This window comes from Stenotrophomonas sp. STEN014 (assembly GCF_056760315.1).
This window is the reverse complement of sequence record NZ_JBRREN010000007.1, coordinates 118,710-143,474: the sequence shown is the minus strand read 5'-3', so window position 1 is coordinate 143,474 and position 24,765 is coordinate 118,710. Positions and strand designations below refer to the sequence as shown.

Genomic DNA, 24,765 nt, shown 5'->3' with positions numbered 1-24,765 from the left:
CGCAGCCGCAGTGCCAGCGCCCTACAATGGCCCCCCGCTTTTTTCCTCGTCCATCAGGAACCGTTTTCCGATGAAATTCCGTTTCGCCGCCGCTGCACTGGCCACGACGCTCGCTGTCGGTCTTGCCTCCGCCCAGACCCCCACGCCCATGCCGGCACCGGCACCTGCCGCTGCGGCCGCCCCGGTGCAGGTGGCCACGCCGCCGGCGCCCGTGCCAACCACCGCCAGTGCCTGGGTGCTGATGGACTACGCCACCGGGCAGGTGCTGGCCGGCGAGAACATCCACACCCCGCTGCCGCCGGCCAGCATCACCAAGGTGATGACGTCCTATGTGCTTGCCGCGGAAATGAAGAACGGCAAGATCAAGCCCGACGACCAGGTGATGATGAGCGAGCGCGCCTGGCGTGAAGGCGGTGCCGGCACCGATGGCAGCTACAGCGGCTTCCCGGTCAACCAGACCGCACGGCTGGAAGACATGGAAAAAGGCATGGCCGTCCAGTCCGGCAACGACGCGGCGATCGCACTGGCCGAACACGCCGCCGGCAGCCAGGAGGCCTTCGCCGCGCTGATGAACAGCTACGCCGCCAAGATCGGCATGAAGGATTCGCACTTCGTCAATGCCCACGGCCTCACCGCCGAAGGCCACCAGTCCAGCGCCTACGATCTGGCGCTGCTGGGCCGCGCGTTCGTGCGCGACTATCCGGAAACCTACGCCTACAACAAGATCAAGGAATTCACCGTAGGCAAGATCACCCAGCCCAACCGCAACCTGCTGCTGTGGCGCGATGCCAGCGTGGACGGCATCAAGACCGGCCACACCTCGGCGGCCGGTTACTGCCTGCTGAGCTCGGCCCAGCGCGGCGACCAGCGCCTGATCGCGGTGGTGCTGGGCGGCGCCTCGGAAAAACAGCGCGCCGATGACAGCCTGGCGCTGCTGAACTGGGGTTTCCGCTTCTTCGAGACCCACCGGCTGTACGAGCCGGGCAAGGCGGTGACCGCGCAGCATGTGTGGAAGGGCAAGGCCGATGAAGTGCAGCTGGGCGTGGCCCAGCCGATGCTGGTGAGCGTGCCGCGTGGCCGTTACAACGATCTGAAGCCGTCGATGGATGTGCCCAAGCAGCTGGTGGCGCCGATCGCCGCCGGTCAGCAGATCGGCACGGTCAAGGTCTCGCTGGACGGCAAGGTGGTGGCCGAAGCGCCGCTGGTGGCGGTGCAGGCGGTGGAGGAGGGTGGCTTCTTCAAGCGCCTGTGGGACGCCTTCATGATGTGGTGGAAGTCCGAGTAAGGACCCGCCACACCGCAGCGAAAAGCCGGCGCCCGCGCCGGCTTTTTTGTTTTCCGCAGTGGCCCGCTACAGGGTGCGGCTGACAGTGAAGCTGCCGAACACCGGTGTCTGCCGCTGGCCTTCAAATTCGCGGCTGCGGTGGTAGCGCGCCAGTGCGAACTTCCACTTGCCGCGCATCACCGCCAGCCCGTAGCCGAGTTCCCCGACCAGCGGGCGCTTGTCCACGCGATGGCTGCGGCGGAAGGTGTTGCCGTCCAGAGTGATGTCGCGCAGCACCCAGCGTGCATCGGCGGTCATGAACAGGTGGCCGGACCAGCCCTCGGCACGGCCGCGACGGGTGGGGGCGGTGTTCTCGCCGGCCGGGCGCAGCGGCGAGCTGCCGAAGTCGTCGGGCAGCTTCCAGCCGAAACGCACCTCGCCACCGCCATTGGCATAGGTGGCCAGGTTGCCCAGGGCGCCGCCCCCGTGGCTGATCGCATCCCAGCCCCAACCTTCCGCGTTACCCTCGGCCGGCCAGCGCTGCAGGCGTTCGTGCAGCAGCTTGAACACCGGCTCGTCGCGCAGCTGGTGCTTCCAGCCCCGGAACTTCTCATCGCCGAGCAGGCCGTGCACGCCGTCCTGCACCTGCTTGCCCTGCGCTGACGGACCGACCATGCCCAGGGCCAGCTGGGTGGTGCGCAGGTGGTTCCGGTGGCGGGCGTTGAAGCCGAAGGTGGCCAACAGCACTGCGGCATACGGACGGTCATCGCCGATCAGGTCGCTGCGGGTGTGATCGGTCGGGGTGAACAGGCCCTGGCCGACACTGAAGATCATGTTCTGCTGCTCGAACCGGCCCGGATACAGGTGCTCCAGATACTGGTTCACCCTGCGCGCCGGCCGTGGCAGGCAGGGGTCGTCGGTGTAATCGCGCAGGTTGGGCGAGACCAGCGTCAGCAGCGCGCCATTGGTATAGCCCTGGTCCTGCTGGGCGCCGCCGAACAGGTCGTTGTCCACGCGGAAGTTGAGCGCCGGCGGCTGTTCAAGCAATGCGCCGGCGGTGCAGGTGGCGGCCGTCACCCCTCCGGCCGGGGCGACAAGCCCGAACAACACGCCCCATGTCAGGCGGGCCCCAGTGCTGGCTTTCATTCAATCGGCTTTGCGGGAAAAGGGAGTGGCAGCGTAGTGCCGCGACCAGGCCCGCCCTATCCCGCTGGGTGGATCGGAGCGTTGCAGCGCCCCCGGTGCGCCGCAACGCCCGGTGGCGCGGGCGCTCCGGCGCCCGGCACGCGTCGCTTCAACGGGCGGGAACCTGTGTTCCATTTCGCGGCGGGAGCGCGGGATATTGCGCAAATCAAGACGCCGGGGTGCCGCGCCTGAAACGTGAGAGCCCGTGGTGCCGGACTTTCGTGGGAGCAGGCGGCGCGGGATCGGTATATTCGTATTCAGTAATGTATATTTCAGATGAAGTAATTTCTGCCGAAGCAGGGACCTGCATGCCCTGTGAGGGAGTGCGGGCATCACTTTCACACGCGATACAACCAGGCCGGCATGCAGGCGACGGCCACAGGGGAAAACATGAAAAAGTATTCTGCAGCGCCGGTTCTGGGTGCAGCACTGGCGTTGGCTCTGTTCGCACCGGCCGCCCAGGCGCTGGATTTCAAAATGAGTCTCCGCGGTGGCCTGAAGTGCAAGAAGCCTGAAGGCACGATCCGTATCGTCGAACCCGATGACGGGCAGGCGCTGTGGGCCAGCCATGGCCTGCCGGCGCCGACGCGCATGCTGCGGGTGATGGTGACCGATTCCAATTGCTTCACGATCCTGGACCGTGGCGTGGGTTTTGCCGCCGCGCAGGCCGAGCGTGAACTGGTGGCCGGCGGTCATATCCAGGAAGGCGCGAATCTGGGCGGAGGGCAGATGCTGGCCGCCGACTTCATTCTGATTCCCGATCTGGTCTCGCAAAATCCCAACGCCGGCGGTTCCAACGTCGGTGGCGGTGCCGGTACCGACAAAAAACGCGGCCTGATCGGTGGCCTGGCCAACGTGGCCACGCTCGGCGTGGCGGGCAAGATCGCCGGCGGCATGAGCTCGCGCAAGCAGACCGCCGAGGTGATCTTGACCATCACCGATTCGCGCACCGCCGAACTGCTGGGTACCGCCTCTGGCGAGGCCAAGCTGACCGACCGTGACTGGAACCTGATGGCCTCGGCCTCGGCCAAGGGGATCAATGGCGGAATTTCGGCCGGTGCCTACGAGAACACCGAGTTCGGCAAGGTGATCAAGGAAGCCTATGGCGAAGCGTTCCAGGCGCTGCTTGAGCGGGTGGAGAAGGTCGATTTCGCCGCCCGGGTGAGGTCGGCGCCCACTGCCACCTCCAAGCCGCAGCTGGCCAGTGCCGCCACCACCTCCTATCCGGCTGGTGGCAATCCGACCGCGACGGCCTCGGCGATGCCGGCCAGCGCAATCGCTGCGCAGCAGGCCTTGCAGATCCAGCAGATGCAGTTGCAGATGCAGCAGATGCAGGCGGCCCAGCATCTGGCACAGCAGCAGATGCCGATGGTGCCGCCGCCGGTGGCGGTGCTCCCGGTGCAGCCTTCGCCCTATGACCAGCAGGGTTATGCGGCAGCGCAGGCCGGTGCCGCGCCGTTGGCAGGCCAGACGGCCGGCGCCATGCAGCAGGGCGCCGGTGCCATTGTCGGTGGATTGGCGCAGGCGGCGGTACAGCAGCTGGTGCCGGAGCAGATGCAAGCCGGTGCCTCGCAGCTGGCCGGTGCGGCGCAGTTGGCAGGCCAGGTCGTCGGCGGCATGCAGCAGGGTGCAGGTACCGGTGCCATTGTCGGCGGATTGGCACAGGCGGCGGTGCAGCAGCTGGTGCCGGCACAGATGCAGGCCGGCGCTTCGCAGCTGGCCGGTGCGGCGCAACTGGCCGGGCAGGTGGTCAATGGCATACAGCAGGGGGGTGTCGCCGGTGCGGTGGCCAGCGGGTTGACGGCGGCGGCCCAGCAGTACGCCCCCCAGGTGGTTGCTTCGCAGCAGCAGGCCGCCGCGGCGCTGCGCCGGGTGCTGGTGCTCAATGAGCCGGTCAACCTGATGCAGGACCATTCCGGGCGCGGTGCGGTACTGCGGACGCTGCAGCCGGGCATGAGCCTGATCCTGACTGGCGGTACCCAGGGCGCGATGCTGGAAGCGCACGACCAGACCGGTGTGTACGGCTGGGTGCCGGCCACCACGCGTGGCACGGTACAGCCTTCGCACAACCAGTAATGAAACGATCCGGGAACCGGTCGCGGCGGCTGATCGTCGCGCTGCGGATTCCCGGAAACACCGGCCGCCTCACCCATGTCGTGGTGGCATGGCTGGGGCGGACTGCCTATCCGGCACGGGCCCGGACAGCCGCTCCACCGGCGCATGCCGGTGGCACGGTGGCCTCTCGTCCGTCAGCACGGCGGCGTTCAGTGACGCGGTTCCCTGAATGTCCGCTTGCTGGATGGAATCTGAAAAAGCGCTGGGTTACGATCCGGGCGGACCTGCGGCACTTGCCTGATCCCGTATCAGCAAGGAACAGGATGTTGTTGCAAGGTTTCTAAACCAAAGGAACGCACCTCGAAAGGTGCAGGTAACGGGGAATCACGTAGATGCGTAATGTTTTTTCGCCGCTGGTTGCAGCGGCTCTCACGGCGGGTATTGCCGCCGCTCTCACCAGCCAGCCGGCTGACGCCGCCTTCAAGCAGAAGGGCACCCAGGCGCAGGAACAGCGCAAGGCTGCCGCCGCCCAGATTCCCACCTGCCCGCGCCCGATCGGCACCTTGTCGGTGATCGAGCCGGAGGACGCCACCCACTGGTGGACCGGCCAGCAGCTGCCTGCGCCGTCGCGACTGATCAAAGCCTTCGTCAACCGTTCGCGTTGTTTCACCCTCGTGGACCGTGGCGCGGGCATGGCTGCCGGGCAGTTCGAGCGCGAGCTGGCTGCCAGCGGCGACCTGCGCGGCCGTTCCAACGTCGGCAAGGGCCAGGTCCGTGCCGCCGATTACGTGATGATCCCGGACCTGATCTCGCAGAACACCAATGCCGGCGGCAACGCCATCGGTGGCCTGCTGGGCGGGCTGATCGGTGGCAAGGCCGGTGCGATCGTCGGCGGCCTGAATTTCACCAGCAAGACCGCCGATGTGGTGCTGACCGTCACCGACGTGCGCTCCTCCGAGCAGGTGGCGATCGCCGAAGGTTCCGCACGCAAGAGTGACATGGGCTTCGGCGCCAGCGGCGGCCTGTTCGGTGGTGGCGGCCTGGGAGCGGCGGGGGTGGGCGGTTACGCCAACACCGAGATCGGCCAGGTGATCACCATGGCCTACCTGCAGGCCTACACGGACATCATCGCCCAGCTGGGTGGTCTGCCGGACAATGCTTCGGCGGCCGGTGCGCAGCAGGCGGTGACGGTCACCCGCGCCGGCCGGTTGCTGGCCAATGCCAAGGGCACCGGCGCGGCGGTGCGCTCGCTGGAGCCGGGCATGATGCTGTACCCCACCGGGGTGAAAGAAGGCGTCATGTGGGAAGTGGAGGATGAAATGGGCAACAAGGGCTGGGTGTCTTCCACCATGCTGGAACTGTCCAGGTAAGCGTCTGAAGCTGTACACAGCGAAGGGCCGCGCAAGCGGCCCTTCGCATTCAGGGGCGATGGCGGACTGCAGCCGGCCTTGGGTTTGACCGCCGGCGCCCCGATAATGGCGGGCATGGAAATCAAATCCGACAACCCTGAACACGGCTTCCAGTTCCCCGGCACCTTTGAGCTCAGTGCCATGGGCACGGCCGATACCGGTCTGGAGACCGAGCTGCCGCGGCTGCTGCAGCAACACGGCGTCGAGGTGCTCAGCGAGCGCATCAGCTGGAAGCATTCCTCCAACGGCAAGTATGTATCCGTGCGCATCAGCTTCAAGGCCGAAAGCCGCGAGCAGTACGATGCCGCGCATGAAGCGCTGCGTAACCACCCGGAAGTGAAGTGGACGCTGTAAACAGCGGCACCGGGCCGGCGGCTCGCGTGGCGGCGCGGACGGCCACGCTGCGTGATCTGGGCCGGCAGGGCTATGAGCCGGTCTGGCATGCGATGCAGCGCTTCACCGACGCCCGCGACGACAGCACCACCGACGAGCTGTGGCTGGTCGAGCATGATCCGGTGTTCACCCTGGGCCAGGCCGGCAAGGACGAGCACGTGCTGGCGCCAGGTGATATCCCGGTGCTGCATGTCGATCGGGGCGGTCAGGTGACCTATCACGGCCCCGGCCAGATCGTGGTCTACCCGCTGCTGGACTTGCGCCGGCTGGGTATCGGGGTGCGCGATTACGTGTGCCGCATCGAGCAGGCCATCATCGACACGCTGGATGAATGGAATATCGGTGCCGAACGCCTGGACGGTGCGCCCGGCGTGTATGTGGGCGGCGCCAAGGTGGCCGCGCTCGGCATCCGTGTTCGCCGTGGCTGCAGCTTTCATGGACTGGCGCTCAATGTGGCGCTGGATCTGGAGCCTTTCCACCGCATCAATCCCTGTGGTTATGCCGGGATGCAGGTGACCTCGGTGCTAGACTTGGGCGGTCCTTCCGGGATCGATCCGGTCAAGCCGGTGCTGCTGTCCCATCTGGCCAAGCAGTTCGGTCTTGAGCTGCATCCCACTCCCGACTTGCCCGATCTGAACTTCGCGGCCTGAGGCCGCCGGTACCGTCATGACTGAACCCACCACGCGTTCCATTCCCCTGCAAGTCCTGCAGGACGACATTCCGTCCGCGCCGTTGCAAACGGGCGTCAAGCAGCTCGGTGGCGACAAGATCGGCCGGTCGCCGGTGCAGTTCGCCGATGCGCCGGTACTGCGCAAGCCGTCGTGGATCCGCGTGCGCATTCCCTCGGGCAATGCGGTGGCCAACCTGAAGGCCAAGCTGCGCGAGAACCGTCTGGTGACGGTGTGCGAAGAAGCCAGTTGCCCGAACATCCATGAATGCTTCGGCCACGGCACCGCCACGTTCATGATACTGGGCGAGGTCTGCACCCGTCGCTGTTCGTTCTGCGATGTGGCCCACGGCCGCCCGAAGCCGCCTGATTCCAGTGAGCCGGCCAGCCTCGGTCAGACCGTGGCCGACATGGGCCTGAAGTACGTGGTGGTGACCAGTGTGGATCGCGATGATCTGCGTGATGGCGGCGCGCAGCATTTCGTCGATTGCATCAGTGCCATACGTGAGAAATCGCCGGGCACGCGCATCGAGGTGCTGACCCCGGACTTCCGTGGCAAGGGCCGCATGGAGCGCGCGCTGGAGATCCTCGCGCAGAACCCGCCGGACGTGTTCAACCACAACATCGAAACCGTGCCGGATCTGTACCGCAACGTGCGTCCGGGCGCCGACTACCAGTGGTCGCTGACCCTGCTCAAGAACTTCAAGGCGCAGCACCCGAACGTGCCGACCAAGTCCGGCATCATGCTCGGCTTGGGCGAGACCCTGGAGCAGGTCCAGGCAACCCTGCGCGACCTGCGTGCGCATGACGTGGAAATGGTGACCATCGGCCAGTACCTGCAGCCGACCGCGCACCATCATCCGGTGCTGCGTTACTGGACGCCGGAGGAGTACAAGGCGTTTGAGGACTACGGCTACGAACTGGGCTTCACCCACGTGGCTTCCGGCCCGATGGTGCGTTCGTCCTATCACGCCGACCAGCAGGCGGCCGGTGCCGGCGTCGGCGTCTGATCGGTTCGCCCCGATCCCGTGACGGCGGCATGCCGTCTGCGGGATCGTAATGCTTGTTCCGCGCGTGCCGGGGCGATTCACATTCTGCTACTGGGCAGCGGCTAGTCTGCTCTGACGCAGGGTGACAAGTGCAGAAACTTTCGGCACTGTCTTGGTGTCCGAACTGCGTGCAGTCTCCCCCCACCGTCTGGCGTCACGAGTATCTAGATGAATTATCGAGTTCCCGCCTTTTTGCTGGCCTTGGCGCTGACGGCGCCGGCCGCGTTGCTGGCGCGTGCCGACACGCCGGTGCTGTCCTCGACGGCCACCGTCGATCAGGCGACCACCTCCAAGCTGGTGTACGGACTGCTTTCGGACAGCCGCTATGCCTATCGCCCGCGTCCATTGGATGCGGCGACTTCGCAGGATGTGTTCAAGCGTTATCTGGAATCGCTGGACGGTGGTAAACAGTTCTTCACCCGTGAGGATGTGGAGCGCTTTGCGCCGCTGGCCGCCAGTACCGGAACGGCGATCCGCAGCGGGGAGCTCGACCCGGCCTTCCAGGTGTTCGCGGTGTACCGCCAGCGGGTGGCCGATCGCGTGGCCTACGCCCGCGGGCTGCTCAAGCGCGAGCCGGATTTCACCCTGGAAGAGCGCTTTGAATACGACCGCAAGGACGTGCCCTGGAGCACCTCGGCGGAGCTGGACGAGCTGTGGCGCAAGTCGGTCAAGAACGACTGGCTGCGGCTGAAGCTGGCCGGCAAGTCGGCTGCCGATATCCGCAAGACCCTGGACAAGCGTTACGCCACGCTGCTCAAGGGCATCAACGAGTCGAAGAACGAGGACGTGTTCTCGCTCTACCTCAACGCCTACACCCGCGCGGTGGACCCGCACACCGACTACTTCACCCCGCGTACGGCGGAGAACTTCAACCAGGCCATGTCGCTGTCGCTGGAAGGCATCGGCGCGCAGCTGCAGCGCCAGGACGATGTGGTGGTGATCCGCGAAGTGGTGCCGGGCGGTCCGGTGGCGATGGACGGCACGCTCAAGCCCGGTGACCGCATCGTCGGCGTGGGCCAGGGCAAGTCCGGCCCGCTGGAGGATGTGATCGGCTGGCGCATCGACGACGTGGTGGCCAAGATCCGCGGTGCCAAGGACACCCAGGTACGGCTGGAATACATTCCCGCCGCCGAGGGACTGGATGGCAAGCACCGCATGGTGACGCTGACCCGGCAGAAGATCCGCCTGTCCGAACAGGCCGCCAAGGGCGAGACGATGACCATTCCGGGCGCTGCCGGCGAGCCGGAGCGCCGCATCGGCATCGTCAAGCTGCCCACGTTCTACCAGGACTTCGAAGGCCGTCGTCGCAACGCGACCGATTACGCCTCGGCCACCCGCGACGTGGCCAAACTGCTGGCCGGTTTCAAGGCCGACAAGCTCGACGGCGTGGTGCTGGACCTGCGCAACAACGGCGGGGGTTCGCTGGATGAGGCGATCGAACTGACCGGCCTGTTCATCGAACAGGGCCCGGTGGTGCAGGTGCGCGAATCCGGCGGCCGCGTCACTGTCAACAGCGACCGCAACCCGGCGGTGGCCTGGGACGGTCCGCTGGCGGTGTTGATCAATCGCGGCTCGGCCTCGGCCTCGGAGATTTTCGCCGGTGCCATCCAGGATTACGGCCGCGGTCTGGTGATCGGCGAGACCACCTTCGGCAAGGGCACCGTGCAGAACGTGGTGCCGCTGGACCGTTGGCCGGCCAGCGAGAAAGAGCGCTTCGGCCAGGTCAAGCTGACCATCGCCCAGTTCTTCCGTGTCAGCGGCTCTTCCACCCAGCACAAGGGTGTGGTGCCGGACCTGGCGTTCCCGGCCAGTGTCGATGCCAGCGAATTCGGCGAGAGCACCTACGACAACGCGTTGCCTTGGACCCGCATCGCCGCGGTGCCGCACACCCAGTACGGCAATTTCGCGCCGATCCTGCCGCGGCTGGAAACCCGCCATGCCGAACGCGTGCGTAGCGACCGCGAGTTCCAGTGGTGGGAAGAGGATGTGCAGCAGTTCCGCAGCGAGGCCGCCAAGAAGTACATCTCGCTCAACGAGGCCGAGCGCCGCGCCGAGCGGGAAAAGCAGGATGCCCAGCGCAAGCAGCGCCAGCAGATCCGCAAGGAGCTGGGCCTGCCGCTGGATCCGCTGGCCGAGGACAGCACCGATGACGGTCTGACCGGCAACGAGCGCGACATCGTCAAGGATGCCGAGCGCGAGAAGGCTGCCGAGAAGCGCCCGGATCCGTTGCTGAGGGAGTCGGCCGCGATCCTTGCCGACGCCCTGAATCTGCTGGAAAAGGACCGTCCGCTGTCGGCGCAGGTGCTGCCGCAGTCCAGTGGCCCCGGACGCTGGGCCGACTGATATTCCTGTGTGCCGGGCGCGGTAGCGGCCGGCGCCCGGGTACAGTGCCAGTATCGGTGCGCTGTGAATGACGCCGTCAACGTCCCGCGACGTTGGCGGCGTTATGCTGAGTGCCTTCGGTAAACGAGGAGCGTCCATGCTTGGCTGCCGGTTGCATCTGCTGGTCGGAACCGTCTCGCTGGCGCTTGCCGCATGTGGCGGCAAGGTTGCCGACAGCACGGTGCTGCGCGAGTCGTTCGATTCGGGTGACACCTATTCGCGCAATCTCGAGGTGGCGCCGGCCCAGGCCTGCGAGGCTGCTCGTCGCGCGCTGCTCAGCCAGGGTTATGCGGTCACCCGCGCCGATGCGGGCAGTGTCGAAGGCAGCAAGAATTTCCAGCCCAAGGAGGAAGTGCACGAGCAGCTGTTGTTGCGGGTGTCGTGCGTGGGCCGCGCCGATGGCCGCGCGCAGGTGTTCGCCAGTGCGGTGCAGGAGCGCTATGCGCTGAAGAAATCCCCGACCTCGGCTAGCGTCGGTGTCGGTGCGCTGGGTTCGGTGTCGGTGCCGTTTGGCAGCAATGACGATTCGCTGGTGCGCGTGGCCAGCCGCACCGTGCAGGATGCGCTGTTCTATCGCAATTTCTTCGGCCGCCTGCAGCAGTATGTGGAGGAGGTGGCCGCGCCACAGATACCCGACGGGGCGGCCCGGTGAGCCCTCACCGCGGCCGGGCATGGCAGGCCGCGGCGTGCGGATTGGTGTTGTGCGCCGTGTCTGGCTGGCCGCTCGCCGCACAGGCGCGTACCGGTTGCGGCATTGCGCTGCTGCAGGAGCTGGGCTGGCGGATCACGCCGACGTCCGGAGCGGAGCCGCAGGTGCTGGCTGGCCGACCGTGCGAGCGGGGATCGGTGATGGAGGCGCAGCGCCTGGGCGATCTGCAGGTACATATTCCCGCCCGCTACAGTGCCAGCCAGCGCGAGCAGTTCGCCGCGGGATTGCTGCAGAGCCCCGCCAGCGTCTGCGCCTATGCGTTCCGGCTCGGTGATGCGGCACGCACCGCCACGACACGACTGCAGGCCAATGCGAACTACCGCTTTTCCGCATTGCAGCTGGGCTGGATCGGCTTCGGGGTGGGCGGCGCGCGGGCGCAGGGGTGGCAGCGCTTCCGCAGCTTCGGTCGGGGGTATGCGCCCGTGGCTGGCAATGCGCGCGCGATGGATGCCTTCTACCGCGGCAGCGTGCGTTCCGAATGCGGAGTCGGGCGGCAGATCGCCCAGTTGGCCACCCAGCGCGAGTTGTATGGCGATGTATTGTTCGACCGCGAGTTCACGGCCGCGGAGCTTTCGATCGGCACGTTCCTGACTTTGCACGATACGCAGAGCATCCTGCTCGGCAGCAGTGCCGGCGAGCTGTTCGCCGATGGCAAGGCGGTGCGCACCTCGGCACGGGGGCGCCAGGCGTTCATGGCGGTGCCGGGGTTCATCGAGCATGTGTTCGAGCGCAGGTTTCTGGATGACATCAACAACCAGGCCGAGAACTTCATCATCGCCGATCTCAGTGCAGCGGCCGCACAGGCGCTGGCGCGGCATGGCGGATTTGCCCACTACGACCGCGTCAACCGGCAGATATGGCAGCTTTCACAACAGATGCCGGGAAGTGGGTGGCGTCGTTTTGAACGTCTGTTGCATGAGCGCGATCCGGCACTGCGCGCCGCGCTGCCGGCGGAACAACAGGCGGTGCTGGCCCGGATCGATGCGCTGCTGGCCGATCCGGTGTACCGGGAGTTGCTGATCTACGTACATCCCAAAGGCGTCAAGCCGCTTGGCTACCATATCGTGCGCCTGCTGGATCGCAATCCACGTACACCTTTCAGCATCGACCTGGCATTGCACAATGTGCATTCCACGCTCTATCAGCGCTGGATCGGCGCCCGGCTGCGCGAGTGCGGCAATGAAATGTCTTTCAGCACAAGATGAGGTGCGGCGTGCAACTGGGAATGATCGGTCTGGGGCGTATGGGCGCCAACATGGCGCAGCGGCTGCATCGCGCGGGTATCCATGTGCAGGGCTTTGATCCCGCGGCCCAGGCCCGGGAGCAGGTATCGGCTGCCGGTATTGCCACCAGCGACACGTTGCAGGATCTGGTTCACGCAATACCCGCGCCCCGGCGGCTGTGGCTGATGGTGCCGTCCACGGTGGTGGATGCAACGCTGGATGCGTTATTGCCGCTGCTGTCGAACGGAGACGTGGTGATCGATGGCGGCAACTCCTGGTACAAGCAGTCGCAAGCGCGGGCGGCCCGCTGCGTTGAGTGTGGGGTCGCCTTCGTCGATTGCGGCACCAGCGGCGGCATCTGGGGACTGGAGGAGGGCTACTGCCTGATGGTGGGCGGCGATGTCGGCACGGTGGCCGGACTGGCGCCACTTTTCAGGGCGCTGGCGCCGGCCATGGACCGGGGCTGGGCGCACGTTGGACCGGTGGGTGCCGGACACTTCTGCAAGATGGTCCACAACGGCATCGAGTACGGAATGATGCAGGCCTATGCCGAAGGCTTTGCCTTGATGGAAAAGAAGGCCGAGTTCGCACTGGATCTGGCCCAGGTGGCCGAGCTGTGGCGCCATGGCAGCGTGGTGCGCTCCTGGTTGCTGGATCTCGGTGCCGACGCGCTGCGGGATAATCCCACGTTGGCAGGGATCGCCCCTTATGTCGAGGATTCGGGGGAAGCCCGTTGGGCGGTGGCCGAGGCGATCGATCTGGAGGTGCCGGCGCCGGTGATCACCCTGTCGTTGCAGGAGCGCTTGCGCTCACGTCAGCGCAATTCCTTCACCGACCGGATGCTGGCGGCGATGCGCCGTCAGTTCGGTGGTCACGCGATCAGGAAGGCAGATGCATAGCGATGGAGGCATCAGATGGGTACAGGTCGGCGGAGCAGTGCTGCGATGAACAAGACAACGCGGGGGTTCGTGCTGGGCCTTGTCTGCGCACTGCTGGTGGATGCCGCGATCGCGCAGCCAGCCAGCGGGACAGATGCCGTGCCAACGCCTCCGGCCGATGCATCCACGGCATCGGGTGATGCGTGGATTTCCACCCGGATCAAAGCCGCGCTGGTCCCGCTGGTGCGTGAGCGTCGTGCCGCAATCGCGGTCGAGGTATCGCAGGAGCGTGTTGTGCTGGCAGGAACCGTGGAAGGGGAGCTGACCCGGCAGCAGATCATCGCGTTGTGCATGCAGACCCGCGGCGTTGCCACGGTCGATGCTTCCGCGCTGAAAATCACGGGATTTGCCATGCCGCGTTGAACGTCGCATGAAGCCGGACGCGGCGTTCACTCCGCGGGTAAATCATGCAATGCTTCGGCCGCAGGTATCCGGCGGGAAAGTTCGAACCTGCTCCACGCAGGTGATAGACCTACCCGGCTATTTGTAACGGCCAGCAATGCAAGGGGAGATGATGCTGTCAAGGTTCACCGATGATGGTTGGGATCGCTGGCGATTGATCGGCCTGGGCCTGGCGGCCTTCCTGATCATCGTGGTTCCAGCACTTACCATGCGGCAGTTGTCGCGTGAAAGCGTCAATGCCGCCAACTGGGTTGCCCATACCCAGGCGGTGGGCGCGCGCCTGTACAACCTGCAGGCCGATATCCGCGATGTGGAGTCGGCGGCACTGACCCTGTCCAAGGGTATCCAGTCTCCAGCCCTGGATGAGCGTTTGCAGAGGATGGACCGCATGCAGTCCACCATGCAGGAGCTGGCCGAGCTGGTCAAAGACAGTCCGGAACAGCTGGTACGCATGGGCCGCATCGAGTCGATGCTCGAGCGCCGCATGGAGCTGGCCAAGGAAGTGGCACAAAGTCCTGATTCCCCGCACCAGCGGGCGATGATCGAGGAGATGACGTTCCGCTATCCCATCCGCATGCTGGTGGAGGAACTGCAGCAGCACGAGGAAAAGCTGCTGGCCGACCGCGCCGCCACCGCCGAACGAAGGCAGCGTGTGTCGTCGATCGTCTCGTGGAGCGCGCTGGTGGTGCAGCTGCTGTTGCTGAGCCTGGTGTTGTGGCTGCTCAAGCGCCAGATAGGCGGCCGTGCCGAGGCGGAGTTGCGCCTGATCAAGGCCAGCGCCCGCGCCAACTCGGTGCTGCAGACCGTCCGCGAGCCGATTGTGCTGCTGGATCATGAACAGCGGGTGGTGCTGCACAACACCGCGTTTTCAGAGTTGTACAGCGTCAACCACGAGGACATCAACCAGCGGCCGCTGCAATCGATCGGAGATGGAGTGTGGGCCGATGCCATCATCCGCCAGCGGCTGGCCGACGTGCTGTTGCGTGGACGCGAGTTGTGGGATTTCGAGCACGAGCAGCGCAGCATCGATGGCATGGTAAGAACCATGCTGATCAATGCCCGGCGCATGCCCTTGCCGGATGCGGACGATGAAGTGGTGCTGATGACCGTCAGTGACATCACCTTGCAGCGCGCCGTGCAGGTGCGGGTGGAGGAGCTCAACCGCCAGCTGGAAGGCAAGGTCGAGCAGATGGCCGAGGTCAATCGCGAGCTGGAGGCGTTCAGCTACTCGGTATCACACGATCTGCGTGCACCGTTGCGGCATGTGGCCGGATTCGCCGACAAGCTCGGACGCCATCTGGGCGACGGCGCCGACGAGAAGACGCGCCACTATCTGGAGGTGATCACCGGTTCGGCGCAACGGATGGCGGCGCTGATCGATGACCTCCTGGTCTACTCGCGCCTGGGACGCGGTGCGATGCGGATGCAGACGGTGGATATGCAGTCGCTGGTGGACGATACCCGCTCGTTGCTGGATTCCAATCTCAAGGCCGAGGAGCCGGAGAATGGTGCCCACCGCGAGATCGAGTGGAAGATCGGGCCGCTGCCGGTGCTGATCGCCGACGAGAACATGATGCGGCAGGTGTGGTTGAACCTGCTGGGCAATGCGGTCAAATACACTGCCGGTCGCGACAAAGCGGTGATCGAGGTGACGTCCCGGGCACTTGCCGACGGCGGTCAGCAGTTCTCCGTGCGTGATAATGGCACCGGCTTCGACATGCAGTACGCCGGCAAGCTGTTCGGGGTGTTCCAGCGGCTGCACAAGGCCAGCGACTACCCGGGTACCGGCATCGGGCTGGCCAGCGTGCGCCGGGTGCTGATGCGCCATGGCGGACGCATCTGGGCCGAGGCCGAGACCGACAAGGGCGCAACGTTCCATTTCATTATTCCCCCGCAAGCGCCTGAGGCGCACAGTTGAAGGTTGTGACATGAATCCACTCCGTACGATCCTGATTGCCGAAGACAGTTCCGCCGACGCCGAAATGGCGATCGACGCTTTGCGTGATGCGCGCCTGGCCAATCCCATCGTCCATGTGGAAGACGGCGTGGAAGCGCTGGATTTCCTGCTGCGCCGTGGCGCCTTCGCGGGTCGCGAGGATGGACTGCCGGCGGTGTTGCTGCTGGATATCAAGATGCCGCGTATGGATGGCCTGGAAGTGCTGCAGCGCATCCGCGCCGAGGAAGAGCTGAAACGGCTGCCGGTGGTGATCCTTTCGTCCTCGCGCGAGGAAAGTGATCTGGCCCGCAGCTGGGATCTGGGCGTGAACGCCTATGTGGTCAAGCCTGTCGACGTCGACCAGTTCTTCAGCGCGGTCAAGACGATCGGTACCTTCTGGGCGGTGATCAACCAGGCCCCCGAGCTGGAGTGACGGCAGATGCCAAATATGGGAGCTCCGTTGGGCCCGCTGCGGATCCTGCTGGTGGAGGACTCGCAGGAAGACGCAGAGTTGCTGTGCGACCAGATTCTGGACGCCGGGCTGGAGGCGCGTTTCGAACGCGTTGACAGCGAGCAGGATCTGCTGGACGCGTTGGCGGAGGAAGCGCCGGATATCGTGCTGTCGGATCTGAGCATGCCGGGTTTTTCCGGCTATCAGGCGCTGCGGATCGTGCGTGAGCTGCATCCACAGACTCCCTTTATTTTTGTTTCCGGCACCATGGGTGAGGAAACCGCAGTGGAAGCACTGCATAACGGCGCCAACGACTACATCATCAAGCACCTCCCGGCCCGGCTTCCTTCCGCGGTCGCACGCGCCATCCGTGATGCGCGCAGTGCGCAGGAGCGCGCGCGCGTCGAGGAGGAGCTGATGCGTGCGCAGCGTCTGGAAAGCCTGGCGCTGCTGGCGGCGGGCTTGAGCCATGATCTGCGCAATATCCTGCAGCCGCTGCTGATCGTGCCGGATCTGATCCGTGACCGCAGCGATGATCCCAAGGTGATCCGCCTGGCGGATGTGATCGCCGAATGCGGGCGTCGCGGTCATGAGATGGCCGAGTCGATGCTGTCTTTCGTGCGCGGTTCGCGGCAGCCCAGCGAATCGGTCGGAATGTCGCGCCTGTTCCAGGCGGTGGGAATGCTGCTCAAAAGCAATATTCCCGCGTCGGTCGAGCTGCATCTGGAGGTGGCCGACGAACGGCTGGCGGTGGAGGCCAACTACACGGAGCTGCAGCAGGTGCTGCTCAATCTGTGTCTGAACGCGATCCAGGCCATGCCCAATGGCGGGCAGTTGCGGCTGGTTGCCGAGCGCGCGTTTGATCCGGTGGCAGGCGAACAACTGTGCATCCGCGTGCAGGACCAGGGCGTGGGCATGGATGAAGCGACGCTGCAACGGCTTTTCACTCCATTTTTCACCACCAAGAGTACGGGCACCGGCCTGGGTCTGATTTCATGCCGGCGCATCGTCGAGGGCCTGGGAGGCGTGATCAGCGTCCAGAGCGTGCCCGGACAGGGCACCTGCTTTGATCTGCTGCTGCCGCTGAGTGCGGAGCTGGCGTCTGATGACGGTGAGCGGCCGGCCGCGATTCCGGGCGGACGCGGGCAGCGTGTACTGATCGTTGATGACGAAGCGGTGCGGCTGTCGTTGCTGGGCAACGCGCTTTCCAGTCAGGGCTACCGCTTGCGTCTGGCCGCGGATGGCGCCGCGGCGCTGCGGCACCTGCAGCAGGCAGGATTGCCGGATGTGCTGCTGGTCGATGCGGGCATCCCGCTGCTGTCGGCCGGCCAGCTGCTGGCTGAAATGCACGGCATGGGTTTCCATGGCCCGGCCATCGTGCTGGAAGAGGCCGGTGAGCGGGTTTTCGATCAGATACCTCCGCCGCCGGGCATCCGGGTGCACACCCTGCCCAAACCGCTGGAAATGCAGCGGGTGTTCCGCGCGGTGGCCGATGCCCTTGGCGTCAGCTGAGTTCTGCTGGCGTCAGTACCATGATTTATCCGACGCCAGCGTCGGCATTGCTTCACTGCTGCCCTATCATGTGCGCTCCGATTCCACGCGGCCTTGATGATGGTGCCAACCACCACGGCAGTGCCGCAGGCAAGTGACAACCGATGACCACCGTGCTCTTGAGCCTGGGCAGCAATCTGCGGCCGCAACAATATCTGCATCTGGCGGTGGAAGTGCTGCGCCGGCGTTTTGGCCCGCTGCGCGTGTCCCCGGCCTATCGCACCCCCGCGGTCGGCTTTGACGGGCCGGATTTCCTCAACAACGCGGTGATGCTGGAAACGCAGATACCCTTGTTGGAGCTGGACCAGTGGCTGCATGCGGTGGAGGATGCCCACGGGCGTGACCGCAGCGGCCCGCGCTTCAGTGACCGTACGCTGGATATCGACGTGGTGTATTACGGCGATCTGGTGGTGCAAGGACCGGGCCATCTGCGCATTCCGCGGCCTGAGCTCAAGCACGCGTTCGTGCTCAAGCCGTTGGCCGATATCGCCCCGGATTTCGTCGATCCGGTGCGCCACCAGACCCTGCGTCAAATGTGGCAGGCCCACCCGCAATACGGCCAGGCCTTCGACGTCGTCGAACTGGAAGCCTGATCCGGCTCAGGTCAGCGTGCGGCCGCCATCCAGTCGCAGGGTCTGCCCGGTGATGTAACCGGCATCGTCCAGCAGCCAGCGCACCGCCGAGGCGATTTCGTGCGGGGTGCCCAGACGGTCCAGCGGCGTACGCTCCATCAGCTTCTGTTTGGCTGCCTCACTCTTGCCCTGTTCCGGCCAGAGGATGGCGCCGGGCGCGATCGCATTGACCCGCACGTGCGGGGCCAGTTCCAGCGCCAGCGTGCGGGTGGTCATTTCCAGTGCCGCCTTGGCCGCGCTGTAGGCGGGGTGGTCGCGCAGCGGCTGGGTGGCGTGCAGATCGGTCAGGTTGACGATGGCGCCGCGCTGGCGGCGCAGGTGTGGGGCGGCGGCCTGGGCGAGAAAGAAAGGCGCGCGGGCATTGACCGCAAACAGCTCGTCCCACTGTTCCGGCTGCACCTGTCCGAACGGGGTCGGGAAGAAGTTGGAGGCATTGTTGACCAGCGCATCCAGCCGCCCGAAGTGGCTGACGGCCTGTTCCACCAGATCCGGCAAGCAGGCAACATCGCGCAGATCCGCTTCCAGCGCCAGCACGCTGCCTGGCCGTTCACTTTCCAGATCGAAGGCCAGTGACTGCAGCTCCTCGCCGGATTGGTGGGCGTGCAAGGCGATGCGATAACCATGGGCATGCAGGTGCCGCGCAATGCCGGCGCCGATCCGGCGCGCGCTGCCGGTGACCAGGGCCACCCGTTGGGATTCTGTCATCTGTGGTTTCCTCACTCGGCTATCCTGTGCATTGTCCCCGTAAACCGCCGCATCATGCACGCCGACCTGCCCACGCCCGACTCCGAAGCGCTTGCGCACAGCCAGCAGTTGGCTGACCACCTGCGCGCCGACATCTGCGCCCAGGGCGGTGCGGTGCCGTTTTCACGTTTCATGGAGCTGGCGCTGTATGCCCCGGGCTGGGGCTATTACAGTGCCGGCGCCAGCAAGTTCGGTGCTGCTGGCGATTTTGTGACCTCGCCGGAGATGGGGTCGCTGTTCGCTGCAACCACTGCCAACGCCTTGGCACCGGTGCTGCAGCAACTGGGTCCGCAGGCGCGGATGCTGGAGCTGGGCGGCGGCAGTGGCGCATTCGCCGAGGTCATGCTCAAGCGTCTGCAGGAATTGGATGCACTGCCAGCGCGCTATGCGATTCTCGAACCCAGTGCGGATCTGCGTGAGCGCCAGCGGGAGCGGCTGGCCAAGGCGCTGTGCGCGGAGGTGTTCGCACGGGTCCAGTGGCTGGACCGTCCGTTCGATGACGACTGGGACGGGGTGGTGTTCGCCAACGAGGTGATCGATGCATTGCCGACGCCGCGCTTTCTGGCCAGCGACGGCGAGATCTACGAAGAAACCGTGGAGCTGGATGGCGAAGGCCGCTTCGTGCGCGGCGCGATGCCGGCCGATGCGTTGTTGAGTGCATCGGTCCGCCACATCGAGGCGTATCTGGAGGAGCCGTTCGCCCACGGCTACCGTTCGGAGGTGCTGCCGCAGCTGCCGTACTGGATACAGGCCGTTGCCGGTGGCCTGCGGCGTGGGGCGATGTTGTTCATCGACTACGGCTACCCGCGCGCGGAGTTCTACCGCCATGACCGCACCGATGGCACGCTGCGCGCGTTCTACCGGCATCGCGCGCACAACGAGGTGTATCTGTGGCCGGGGCTGCAGGACATCACCGCATCGGTGGATTTCACCGCGCTGGCCGAGGCCGGTACCCACGCCGGTTTTGATCTTGCCGGTTACAGCAACCAGGCCAGCTTCCTGCTCGGCAACGGTATTACCGGGCTGCTGGAACAGGCCGAGCAAGACGCGGATGAACGGGGGCGGGTAGGTCTGCGCAATCAGCTCAAGAAGCTGACCTTGCCCAGCGAGATGGGCGAGCGTTTCCAGGTGATGGGCTTCAGTCGCGACGTGGATTTCTCGGCGGCCTTTCTGATGGGCGATCTGACTTGGCGCCTGTGAGCACGGTGCTTAAACCGTTGCGGCACGCGCGGTGGTGGTTGGGATTGTGGTGCGTGGCATTGCTGGGTGTGATTGCGGTGTGTCTGATTCCACCGCCGCCGCTGGCATTGCCGCCCAACAGCGACAAGCTCGAACACTTCCTCGCGTATTTCGTGCTGGCCGCCTGCGCCGTGCAGCTGTTCGCCACACGTCGCGCGCTGGGCGCGGTTGCGCTGGGACTGGTGCTGACGGGAATTGGCATCGAGTGGGCGCAAGGTGCGCTGACCGCCACCCGCATGGCCGATCCGATGGATGCGCTGGCCAACACCGGCGGAGTTGTCGCGGGGATGCTGACCGCCCTGACACCACTGCGCGATCTGCTGCTGCGTTTGCAGCCGCGTTGAGCGGCGGTTCCAGTCTGGAATCCGGGTTGCCGCTGCAACCAGCGGGTGTGGTGTGCCGCGGAAGTGCCGTCGCTCACTATCGGCTTTTCCACACGCGGGCGGGCTGCTACGGTTGGCAGGTCACCGGGCCCTGCGCGGCACCGGTGACGGCTGTAAAAGATGGCGCGGTGCGGGCCGCAGGGTGGAGAGGACCCTGGGGAACGCACCGCGCCCTCCCGGGTAACTACTTGGCCGGTTGCAGGCGGATCTGGTCCAGCACCCACATCTGCGGGCGGGTATCGCCACTGAAGGTCATGCACAGATCGGTGATCTGTTCGGTACCCTTGCGCAGCGGTGCTTCCAGTTCGATGAAGCCGTCCTTGCCCGGATGTTGCGGCAGCGGTACCGACGCCAGCACGCGGCCTTCGCAACCGGCGCGTACCTCGAACTCGCCGTGCCTGGCCACAGGCTTGCGGTAGCCGCGGCGGGCCTCTTCTTCCTTCAGCAGGCCGAAGTTGTAGGGGATGCGGCCGGCGCGGACCTTGAACGCGGCGATGTCCTGCAGCTGTGCGTCTTCCCACAGCCAGCACGGGTTGAAGATGCTGACATCGAAGTTGTCCCGTCCGCTGCCCTCCAGCGGATTGTCGTCTTCCAGGCGCAGCAGCAGGCGGCCGCCCTGCGGGCATTGCGCCAGGGTCTTGTCGGTGCGGGTCAATAGCGAGGCGGCATCGAACGTCCAGCCGCTGGGGGCATCGGCGACGGGCTTGCCGTTGAAGAAGGTCAGCGCCTTCAACTCCGTGGGCACCGGGAGCGTCAACGCACCCGGGTAGGCCGGCGATTGTGCAGTGGGCAGGCTGCCGTCGGTGGTGTAGCGGATGTCGCGGTAGCCGAGTGGATTGGACAGCTCTACTGTCACCTTGTTGCCGGCGCGGTCGTCCTGCCGTTTCATTGCCACGGCCAGTGCGGTCTGGCCATAGGCGATATCCAGCGCCTTGTAGCGTTGCAGCTGTGCCGGCAGACGGGCCAGGAAGTCGTCGTAGCTTTTGCGCGCCAGCGGCGTCCAGGCGATCTCGGCCAGCGCCGACATGCGTGGAAACAGGTTGTGCTGCAGACGTTCGAACGTGCGGGTGTGCTCGGTCCACATATTGGCCTGAACGCCCAGCACATGCTTGCGCTGTTCGGCATTCAACTGGGCCGGGACCGGATCGAAGGCGTAGATGCGCTGCATCGAGGTGAACTTCGGGCGGCCCGGCGGCTCATCCGGCAAGTTGGTCTGCAGGAAGTCCAGATACAGCGTATTGCCCGGTGTCATCACCACATCGTGGCCATGGGTGGCTGCCTCGATGCCGCCCTCGATGCCACGCCATGACATCACCGTCGCTTCCGGAGGCAGACCGCCTTCGATGATCTCGTCCCAGCCGATCAGCTTGCGGTCGTGGCTTTCCAGGAACTTCTCCAGACGCTTGAGCATATGCGACTGCAGCGCTTCCTCATCCTTCAGCCCCAGCTCGCGGATGTAGGCCTGCACCTGTGGCGAGTCCTGCCACTGGTACTTGACCGCCTCGTCGCCGCCGATATGCACGTACTGGCCGGGGAACATCCCGATCACTTCGCTCAGGATGTTCTCCAGGAACTGCAGGGTTTCCTCGCGCGGATTGAACAGATAGGGATTCACGCCCCAGTTGTGCGAGGTCTGGGTCGGGCCGTTGACCACCCCATGTTCCGGGTAGGCGGCGACAGCAGCCTGGGCATGGCCTGGCACGTCGATTTCCGGCACCACGGTGATGTGGCGGGCGGCAGCGTAGGCCACGACATCGCGGATCTGGTCCTGTGTGTAGTAGCCGCAATACCGGTTGGGTGAACCGTCGGCCTTGACGCCTGCCTCGCCGGCCGGCACGCGGCAGCTGCCGACCTCGGTCAGCTTCGGATAGCGCTTGATCTCCATGCGCCAGCCCTGGTCGTCGGTCAGATGCCAGTGGAAGGTGTTGAGCTTATGCGTGGCCATGGCATCGAGCAGGGTCTTGATCTGCTCCACGCTCTGGAAGTGGCGGGCCGAATCAAGCATGAAGCCGCGCCAGGAAAAACGCGGCGCATCATCGATGCGCACTGCATCCACTGTCACCGAAGCGGACTGTGCAGGCGCCAGCATCTGCCAGATCGACATCGCGCCGTAGAACAGGCCGCGGTCGTCGCTGGCTTCCACCACGATGCCGTTGTTGTCCACGCGCAACGCGTAGGCCTCGGCGGAGGCGCCATCGCGCGCGGCAACCCGCTGGAAGCTGATGCTGTTCTTGCTGGATTGTCCGGTCCCTGGCTGCAGCTTCAGTGGCGAAGTGTCGCCCAGCATCTGGATGAACTGGCGTGCGACGGCCGCGGTGTCGCCATTGGCGATCACACGGGTGGAGGCATCAACGGTGAAACGGCCGCTGAGCGGCTGCAGCACGACAGGACGGGGAATGATGCTGGCACTGCTCGCATCCACCGGTTGCATCTGCGCCGACGGGCTGGCGTGTGCGGTCCCGGCTTGGCTTGTGGTGCTGGCGAGAATGGCCAGCATTGCCGCATGCAGGAGGTGGGTGGAGAGTCGGTGTCGGGTCATCGTGAATCCTCTTGGTCGATGTCAGGTGGCCGTGGCCAGCCGATTGCTGCGTTTACAGCTGGTTGTTGGAATGACGGGGGCGATCCGGGCGGGGGAAAAAAACACACGATGCACTCTGGGTCAGGGTCTGTGTGCCGTGGTCCGCGCTGTGGCCGAGGTTGTACGGAGCATCGCATCCAGATCAAACCCCATCAGCACACCCTCGATGTCGGCGGCTACCAGCGTTGTCGCATCACCGGAAACACTGCCGGCGATGCCCCACTGGAAGCCGCGTCCGGGCGGTAGCGAGTAGGCGGAAAGCCAGCGCCCATCACGTCGATCCAGCACACCGATACCGGCGCCGTGATCGAGAAAATAGGGGTGGCCAGCGGCCATGCCGATCACCAGGTGATCGCCCAGCGCCAGCGGCGTGCCCCAGCTCCAGCCGCCGACATCGGTGCGCCAGAGGACGCGACCGTTGATGATGTCGATGGCGCTGACCTTGCGCAGGTCGGAGGAGCCGATGTACAGCGTGTTGCCGTCGAAGGCAGGTTCCGATTCGATCCACGAAGTCCAGAACTGGGTCAGCCACAGTGCATTGCCGGTGCGTGCATCGACGGCATGCAGCACGCCACTGCGGTCGTTGCAGAATACCCGGCCGCGATACACCACCGGGGCTGCCCCGGGACGTGCCGGCATGCGGTATTGCCACAGCGGGCTGCCGGTACGGGCATTGAGCGCCTGCAGCACGCCTGCTTCGGTAACCACAAACAATTGCTGGCCATCGCTGGCGAGGCTGTGCAGGATGCGACCGGACAGCTGGCGCTTCCAGCGACTGGCGCCGGTATGCATATCCAGCGCTTGCACGCTGCCGTCGCTACCGCCGATATGGAGCTGGCCATTGGCAAGCAGCGGGCGTGGGCCCTGCCACTCCCAGGCGGCGGATTGCGGGTTGGGCGGTTCACGGCTGCTGCGTGCGTCCTGGATCGACGAGCGCCATTGTTCGCGCCCGCTTTTGCGGTCAAGCCGGTGCAGGTAACCGCCATCGCTGCTGATGAAAACCGCATCGTCGGTCAGCAGCGCGGTTGCATAGATCGGATAGCCGAGCGCGCTGCCCCAGCGCACGCTGCCATCGGCAAGATCGATGGCATACAGGCTGCCAGCGGTGGTGCCGATATAGGCGACGCCGCCGTCGGCTACCGGCGAGGCGAAGATCTGGCCACCCAGATGGGCCTGCCAGCGTGGGTCCGGCAGGGATGCGGGGGCATCGGGCGCGCTTGTCGTGGGCAGCGTGTCGCGCTCGCCACGCCGCAGGCGCATACGTTCGCCGTTGCCAAGCAAGGTGCCGACGAGTTCGTTTCCCTGCCTGCGCAGCGCCATATGCAAGCTGCGGTGAACCAGGGTGCCGCTGTCGTCCAGGTCGGCCTTGCCATGCAACGGCAGGGCGCGCAGATGGGCGATGGGCAGATCCAGCTGCATGTCGTAGCGGCCGTGGGCGTCTGCCTGCAGATTCAGGCCGATGCTGACTTTCTCGCGCGGACTGCCGATCTCGCCAAGCCAGTAGCCGGAGAGATCATCAGCGGCGATGGCTGACAGGCCCAAGGCAAGCAGCATCAGCAGCACAACGCCTTGCAC

At 65.5% G+C, this 24,765-nt stretch carries 21 protein-coding genes; 17 read left to right on the top strand and 4 right to left on the bottom strand.

The window, feature by feature from the left end:
• The first annotated feature begins 70 nt into the window (after window positions 1-70).
• The gene (locus ACVOMC_RS11425) at window positions 71-1,285 is read left to right on the top strand and encodes a D-alanyl-D-alanine carboxypeptidase family protein (protein ID WP_057505739.1); all 1,215 of its coding nucleotides are present in this window, start codon (window positions 71-73) and stop codon (window positions 1,283-1,285) included.
• A gap of 66 nt (window positions 1,286-1,351) precedes the next feature.
• Here the strand turns inward: ACVOMC_RS11425 and ACVOMC_RS11420 are convergent, their stop codons facing one another.
• Window positions 1,352-2,410: a lipid A deacylase LpxR family protein gene (locus ACVOMC_RS11420; RefSeq protein WP_481524032.1), complete on the bottom strand. Its 1,059-nt coding sequence runs from the start codon at window positions 2,408-2,410 to the stop codon at window positions 1,352-1,354.
• Between the two features lie 429 nt (window positions 2,411-2,839).
• Between ACVOMC_RS11420 and ACVOMC_RS11415 the strand changes: the two genes are divergently transcribed.
• The 14 genes from ACVOMC_RS11415 to folK all read left to right on the top strand — a co-directional run bounded on the left by ACVOMC_RS11415 (window position 2,840) and on the right by folK (window position 18,207).
• Complete coding sequence (locus tag ACVOMC_RS11415) at window positions 2,840-4,525, top strand: CsgG/HfaB family protein (protein ID WP_481524031.1); 1,686 nt, start codon at window positions 2,840-2,842, stop codon at window positions 4,523-4,525.
• Window positions 4,526-4,896: 371 nt separating this feature from the next.
• Entirely contained in the window at window positions 4,897-5,874 is a 978-nt protein-coding gene (locus ACVOMC_RS11410; protein WP_054657866.1) for a CsgG/HfaB family protein, read from the top strand.
• Window positions 5,875-5,988: 114 nt separating this feature from the next.
• Window positions 5,989-6,267: a DUF493 family protein gene (locus ACVOMC_RS11405; protein WP_054657872.1), complete on the top strand. Its 279-nt coding sequence runs from the start codon at window positions 5,989-5,991 to the stop codon at window positions 6,265-6,267.
• 26 nt (window positions 6,268-6,293) lie between these two features.
• Window positions 6,294-6,956 carry a lipoyl(octanoyl) transferase LipB gene (gene lipB, locus ACVOMC_RS11400; RefSeq protein ID WP_481524081.1) on the top strand — a complete coding sequence of 221 codons (663 nt, stop codon included), beginning with the start codon at window positions 6,294-6,296 and terminating at the stop codon, window positions 6,954-6,956.
• Between the two features lie 16 nt (window positions 6,957-6,972).
• The gene (gene lipA, locus ACVOMC_RS11395) at window positions 6,973-7,983 is read left to right on the top strand and encodes a lipoyl synthase (RefSeq protein WP_481524030.1); all 1,011 of its coding nucleotides are present in this window, start codon (window positions 6,973-6,975) and stop codon (window positions 7,981-7,983) included.
• Window positions 7,984-8,190: 207 nt separating this feature from the next.
• Window positions 8,191-10,365: a carboxy terminal-processing peptidase gene (locus ACVOMC_RS11390; protein ID WP_481524029.1), complete on the top strand. Its 2,175-nt coding sequence runs from the start codon at window positions 8,191-8,193 to the stop codon at window positions 10,363-10,365.
• 136 nt (window positions 10,366-10,501) lie between these two features.
• Window positions 10,502-11,056 carry a DUF2242 domain-containing protein gene (locus tag ACVOMC_RS11385; protein WP_481524028.1) on the top strand — a complete coding sequence of 185 codons (555 nt, stop codon included), beginning with the start codon at window positions 10,502-10,504 and terminating at the stop codon, window positions 11,054-11,056.
• Between the two features lie 47 nt (window positions 11,057-11,103).
• Window positions 11,104-12,318 carry a hypothetical protein gene (locus ACVOMC_RS11380; RefSeq protein ID WP_481524027.1) on the top strand — a complete coding sequence of 405 codons (1,215 nt, stop codon included), beginning with the start codon at window positions 11,104-11,106 and terminating at the stop codon, window positions 12,316-12,318.
• A gap of 8 nt (window positions 12,319-12,326) precedes the next feature.
• Window positions 12,327-13,235 (top strand): phosphogluconate dehydrogenase (NAD(+)-dependent, decarboxylating), encoded by a 909-nt coding sequence (gene gnd / locus ACVOMC_RS11375; protein WP_481524026.1) that lies wholly within the window; start codon window positions 12,327-12,329, stop codon window positions 13,233-13,235.
• 45 nt (window positions 13,236-13,280) lie between these two features.
• Window positions 13,281-13,637 (top strand): BON domain-containing protein, encoded by a 357-nt coding sequence (locus tag ACVOMC_RS11370; protein ID WP_481524025.1) that lies wholly within the window; start codon window positions 13,281-13,283, stop codon window positions 13,635-13,637.
• A gap of 151 nt (window positions 13,638-13,788) precedes the next feature.
• Window positions 13,789-15,594 carry a sensor histidine kinase gene (locus tag ACVOMC_RS11365; protein WP_481524080.1) on the top strand — a complete coding sequence of 602 codons (1,806 nt, stop codon included), beginning with the start codon at window positions 13,789-13,791 and terminating at the stop codon, window positions 15,592-15,594.
• 10 nt (window positions 15,595-15,604) lie between these two features.
• Entirely contained in the window at window positions 15,605-16,045 is a 441-nt protein-coding gene (locus ACVOMC_RS11360; RefSeq protein ID WP_481524024.1) for a response regulator, read from the top strand.
• Between the two features lie 6 nt (window positions 16,046-16,051).
• Window positions 16,052-17,575 carry a response regulator gene (locus tag ACVOMC_RS11355; protein ID WP_481524023.1) on the top strand — a complete coding sequence of 508 codons (1,524 nt, stop codon included), beginning with the start codon at window positions 16,052-16,054 and terminating at the stop codon, window positions 17,573-17,575.
• A 143-nt stretch (window positions 17,576-17,718) separates the two neighbouring features.
• Window positions 17,719-18,207, top strand: a complete 489-nt coding sequence (gene folK / locus ACVOMC_RS11350) for a 2-amino-4-hydroxy-6-hydroxymethyldihydropteridine diphosphokinase (protein WP_481524022.1) — start codon at window positions 17,719-17,721, stop codon at window positions 18,205-18,207.
• A gap of 6 nt (window positions 18,208-18,213) precedes the next feature.
• On the opposite strand, the gene ACVOMC_RS11345 is transcribed toward folK, so the two are convergent.
• Window positions 18,214-18,951, bottom strand: coding sequence for a pteridine reductase (locus ACVOMC_RS11345; protein WP_481524021.1), 738 nt, complete (start codon window positions 18,949-18,951; stop codon window positions 18,214-18,216).
• 54 nt (window positions 18,952-19,005) lie between these two features.
• On the opposite strand from ACVOMC_RS11345, the gene ACVOMC_RS11340 reads away from it, so the two are divergent.
• Together ACVOMC_RS11340 and ACVOMC_RS11335 are read left to right on the top strand one after the other, a co-directional pair.
• A complete protein-coding gene (locus tag ACVOMC_RS11340; RefSeq protein WP_481524020.1) occupies window positions 19,006-20,190 on the top strand; it encodes a class I SAM-dependent methyltransferase in 1,185 nt (394 codons plus the stop codon).
• On the top strand, window positions 20,178-20,573 hold the full coding sequence (locus tag ACVOMC_RS11335) for a VanZ family protein (RefSeq protein WP_481524019.1): 396 nt from the start codon (window positions 20,178-20,180) through the stop codon (window positions 20,571-20,573). Before ACVOMC_RS11340 ends, ACVOMC_RS11335 begins: the two co-directional genes overlap by 13 nt.
• A gap of 223 nt (window positions 20,574-20,796) precedes the next feature.
• Here ACVOMC_RS11335 and ACVOMC_RS11330 read toward each other — a convergent pair whose 3' ends face one another.
• Complete coding sequence (locus tag ACVOMC_RS11330; RefSeq protein ID WP_481524018.1) at window positions 20,797-23,151, bottom strand: beta-N-acetylhexosaminidase; 2,355 nt, start codon at window positions 23,149-23,151, stop codon at window positions 20,797-20,799.
• A gap of 120 nt (window positions 23,152-23,271) precedes the next feature.
• Window positions 23,272-24,744 (bottom strand): outer membrane protein assembly factor BamB family protein, encoded by a 1,473-nt coding sequence (locus tag ACVOMC_RS11325; protein ID WP_481524017.1) that lies wholly within the window; start codon window positions 24,742-24,744, stop codon window positions 23,272-23,274.
• Between the last annotated feature and the right edge of the window lie 21 nt (window positions 24,745-24,765).

Excerpts from the sequence above, each read along its gene's own strand:
- ACVOMC_RS11425 (WP_057505739.1), top strand. The coding sequence starts at position 71 with ATGAAATTCCGTTTCGCCGCCGCTGCACTGGCCACGACGCTCGCTGTC.
- ACVOMC_RS11420 (WP_481524032.1), bottom strand. The coding sequence starts at position 2,410 with ATGAAAGCCAGCACTGGGGCCCGCCTGACATGGGGCGTGTTGTTCGGG.
- ACVOMC_RS11415 (WP_481524031.1), top strand. The coding sequence starts at position 2,840 with ATGAAAAAGTATTCTGCAGCGCCGGTTCTGGGTGCAGCACTGGCGTTG.
- ACVOMC_RS11410 (WP_054657866.1), top strand. The coding sequence starts at position 4,897 with ATGCGTAATGTTTTTTCGCCGCTGGTTGCAGCGGCTCTCACGGCGGGT.
- ACVOMC_RS11405 (WP_054657872.1), top strand. The coding sequence starts at position 5,989 with ATGGAAATCAAATCCGACAACCCTGAACACGGCTTCCAGTTCCCCGGC.
- lipA (WP_481524030.1), top strand. The coding sequence starts at position 6,973 with ATGACTGAACCCACCACGCGTTCCATTCCCCTGCAAGTCCTGCAGGAC.
- ACVOMC_RS11390 (WP_481524029.1), top strand. The coding sequence starts at position 8,191 with ATGAATTATCGAGTTCCCGCCTTTTTGCTGGCCTTGGCGCTGACGGCG.
- ACVOMC_RS11385 (WP_481524028.1), top strand. The coding sequence starts at position 10,502 with ATGCTTGGCTGCCGGTTGCATCTGCTGGTCGGAACCGTCTCGCTGGCG.
- ACVOMC_RS11370 (WP_481524025.1), top strand. The coding sequence starts at position 13,281 with ATGAACAAGACAACGCGGGGGTTCGTGCTGGGCCTTGTCTGCGCACTG.
- ACVOMC_RS11365 (WP_481524080.1), top strand. The coding sequence starts at position 13,789 with ATGCTGTCAAGGTTCACCGATGATGGTTGGGATCGCTGGCGATTGATC.
- ACVOMC_RS11360 (WP_481524024.1), top strand. The coding sequence starts at position 15,605 with ATGAATCCACTCCGTACGATCCTGATTGCCGAAGACAGTTCCGCCGAC.
- ACVOMC_RS11355 (WP_481524023.1), top strand. The coding sequence starts at position 16,052 with ATGCCAAATATGGGAGCTCCGTTGGGCCCGCTGCGGATCCTGCTGGTG.
- folK (WP_481524022.1), top strand. The coding sequence starts at position 17,719 with ATGACCACCGTGCTCTTGAGCCTGGGCAGCAATCTGCGGCCGCAACAA.
- ACVOMC_RS11345 (WP_481524021.1), bottom strand. The coding sequence starts at position 18,951 with ATGACAGAATCCCAACGGGTGGCCCTGGTCACCGGCAGCGCGCGCCGG.
- ACVOMC_RS11340 (WP_481524020.1), top strand. The coding sequence starts at position 19,006 with ATGCACGCCGACCTGCCCACGCCCGACTCCGAAGCGCTTGCGCACAGC.
- ACVOMC_RS11330 (WP_481524018.1), bottom strand. The coding sequence starts at position 23,151 with ATGACCCGACACCGACTCTCCACCCACCTCCTGCATGCGGCAATGCTG.
- ACVOMC_RS11325 (WP_481524017.1), bottom strand. The coding sequence starts at position 24,744 with ATGCTGCTTGCCTTGGGCCTGTCAGCCATCGCCGCTGATGATCTCTCC.